Annotated in this window: 3 protein-coding genes and 1 pseudogene; 2 read left to right on the forward strand and 2 right to left on the reverse strand. The window is 64.8% G+C overall.

All coding sequences use genetic code 11. From position 1 onward, the window contains the following. Positions 1 to 340: pseudogene (locus ABIV12_RS16430) on the reverse strand (molybdate ABC transporter permease subunit); the annotation flags it as partial. A 66-nt stretch (positions 341 to 406) separates the two neighbouring features. Continuing rightward, positions 407 to 1,207 (reverse strand): molybdate ABC transporter substrate-binding protein, encoded by an 801-nt coding sequence (gene modA / locus ABIV12_RS16435; RefSeq protein WP_348061321.1) that lies wholly within the window; start codon positions 1,205 to 1,207, stop codon positions 407 to 409. A gap of 95 nt (positions 1,208 to 1,302) precedes the next feature. Between modA and ABIV12_RS16440 the strand changes: the two genes are divergently transcribed. Further along, positions 1,303 to 1,827, forward strand: coding sequence for a molybdopterin-dependent oxidoreductase (locus tag ABIV12_RS16440; RefSeq protein ID WP_348061323.1), 525 nt, complete (start codon positions 1,303 to 1,305; stop codon positions 1,825 to 1,827). Between the two features lie 51 nt (positions 1,828 to 1,878). After that, positions 1,879 to 2,244 (forward strand): LysR family transcriptional regulator, encoded by a 366-nt coding sequence (locus tag ABIV12_RS16445; RefSeq protein WP_348061325.1) that lies wholly within the window; start codon positions 1,879 to 1,881, stop codon positions 2,242 to 2,244. Positions 2,245 to 2,670: the final 426 nt, after the last annotated feature.

Genomic DNA, 2,670 nt, shown 5'->3' on the forward strand with positions numbered 1-2,670 from the left:
CCACGCGAATCGACAGGACCAGCAATGGAAATCCCATCACCGCGGCGGCAATCACGGCGCCAGTCCAACGGAAGGCGACGACGATGCCGATCTGTTCCAGCAGCGCACCGATCGGCCCGTGACGGCCCAGCAGCGCGAGCAGCGCGTAGCCGGTGACTACCGGCGGCAGGATCAGCGGCAGGAACAGAACGGCCTCGACCAGAAGTCGCCCGGCAAACCGTTTGCGCGACAGAACCCAGCCGAGCGCGAGAGCGACGGGCAGCGACAGCACCACGCTGATCACCCCGACGCGCAGGCTCAGCAGGAGCGCCTGCCATTCGTCGGGCGCGAGCGCCGTCATGCGTTCGGAATCGTTCCGACAACTGCCTGCCGACCGCCGGAGCCGGAACGCGAAGACGGACGTGAATTATTTTGCCGGTGCGTCGAATCCATAGGTGCGGAAGATCGTCTGTTCCGGTGCGGCGTGCAACAGGTCGAGCAGTTTGCGTGCCGCAGGAGAGTCGTGCCCTGCGATCAATGCGGCCGGATAGACGATGCGTGCGTGCGTGCCGTCGGGGAACGTGCCGACCACGCGCACCGCCGGCTCGGAGATGGCATCCGAGCGATAGACGACGCCGAGCGGCGCCTCGCCGCGCGCGACGAAATTGAGCGCCGCGCGGACGTTTTCGGCAGACGCGACGTGCGCACTCACCGCGTCCCAAATGCCCAGTTGCGTCAGCGCTGCTTTTGCGTACTTGCCGGCCGGAACGCTGTTGGGTTCACCGAGCGCGAGCTTGCCGTCTTTCCCGAGCGCACCGACGAGGTCGAAGCCGGGTTTGATATCAAGTTTCAGCGTGCTGTCTTTCGGCGCGATCAGCACGAGTGCGTTGCCGAGAATGTCCATGCGCGTACCAGCGACGACGAGCTTCTTTTCGTCAACGTAGTTCATCCAGTCCTGATCGGCCGAAATGAACAAGGCAGCTGGCGCGCCGGCTTCAATCTGCTTGGCGAGCTGTGAACTCGCCGCGTAACTCGCCTTGACCGATCCGAGCGCCGTCACCTCCGGCGTGGCGATGATCGTGTCGAGCGACGGCTTGAGGCTGGCCGCGGCGAAGATCAACAGGTCTTCGGCCTGTGCGACAACCGGTGCAAACAGCGCCAGTGCAAGCAGGAGTCGGGCGGTCGTGCGGTTGGCAAACCGGGAGAAAATGGCGGGTCGACGGTTCATCGGTGCATACTCCGGGCGATATGAATATCCAAACATATCGCTTCCGATGTCGGCGCGCGAGTGTTCGGCACCATGACCGCCGGGAGAACACCTCGATGAACCACGCAAACCCATGGGTCCGATGCGCCGTATCCGTGCTGATCCTCGCCGCCTGCGCCTCGGCACCGGTGTGGGCCGATACGCCGCCGGTCCCTGCAGGCTCGGTTGCGATCGGCGGGGAAATCGCGACGCCACGCCGTCTCGACGACATCGCGCTGCGCAAGTTGCCGCGCCGCGCGTTCGATGCGACCGAGCATGGAACCACTGCGCACTGGGAAGGCGTTGCGCTGTCCGACCTGCTGTCCGACGCCGGTGTTCCGTTGGGCGATGCGCTGCGCGGGAAAAATCTCGCGCTGTATGTCGTCGTCTCGGCGGCCGACGGCTACCGCGTCGTTTATTCGCTGGCGGAGCTTGATCCTGCGATGCGCGGCGGTGACGTGATCCTTGCCGACCGTCGCAACGGGCAGCCACTCGACGCGAATGAAGGTCCGTTCCGCATCGTCGCAAAGGACGACAAGCGACCGGCACGCTGGGTTCGGCAGGTGGTTGCGATCGACGTGCTGCGCGCTTCGTTGCGCTGATCCGCAAACGCGAGCGCGTTATCATCGGCGCAACTCCGCGCAGGTGTGGCGATGACCCCGAAACAGGCGAAGGCCGCGATCCACCTCCGCGTCATGCTGGCGCCGGGCATTGCAATCGGTCCGGGCAAGGCGGACCTTCTCGCCGGCATTCGCGACACCGGTTCGATCTCCGCGGCCGGTCGTGCCATGCGCATGAGTTACAAGCGCGCCTGGCAACTGGTCGAGGAACTCAACACCAGCTTCCGTGAACCGCTGGTCGAAGCGACCAAAGGTGGCGCAGGCGGCGGTGGCGCACAACTCACGCGCGCGGGCGCAGATGTGCTGGCGCGCTATGCGCGGATGTGCGCAGCGGCCAGCGACGCGGTTGCCACCGATCTGGCTGCGTTGCGCAAACACCTGCGGGCGAAAGGGCGTTGACCGGATAATGTCCGCCGTGGTGTTTGCCGGACGCGCTTTTTCGCGGCCGGCGCTTCTGATGAATCGCGCACCCGATGACGACCTTGGGTGTCGTCGCCGCATTCGGTCGCGCGAAGCGATATAGTCACGCGGACATATCGGCGTCACGTCCACCTAACGGACCGGCATGTCGATACAAGCAGCGATCAGTTCCCGCCGGCGCGTCCGGCGATGGAGCATCCACCACTCCCATTGGAATCCCGACCGCCATGAATCGCCTTTCGATCCTTCCTGCCGCACTCGCAGTCTTGCTGTCGTCCACCCTTGCGCAGGCGTTCGACGCCAACGACTGGCCGACGCACATCACATTCGCTGACGGCACGGATGTTGGCGTGATCGGCATGTACCGCTACGACATCAACGAATTCAGCGACGACCTCAGGCCGA

The organism is Dokdonella sp. (assembly GCF_039926425.1).
Classification (GTDB): domain Bacteria; phylum Pseudomonadota; class Gammaproteobacteria; order Xanthomonadales; family Rhodanobacteraceae; genus Dokdonella_A.

Excerpts from the sequence above, each read along its gene's own strand:
- ABIV12_RS16440 (WP_348061323.1), top strand. The coding sequence starts at position 1,303 with ATGAACCACGCAAACCCATGGGTCCGATGCGCCGTATCCGTGCTGATC.
- ABIV12_RS16445 (WP_348061325.1), top strand. The coding sequence starts at position 1,879 with ATGACCCCGAAACAGGCGAAGGCCGCGATCCACCTCCGCGTCATGCTG.
- modA (WP_348061321.1), bottom strand. The coding sequence starts at position 1,207 with ATGAACCGTCGACCCGCCATTTTCTCCCGGTTTGCCAACCGCACGACC.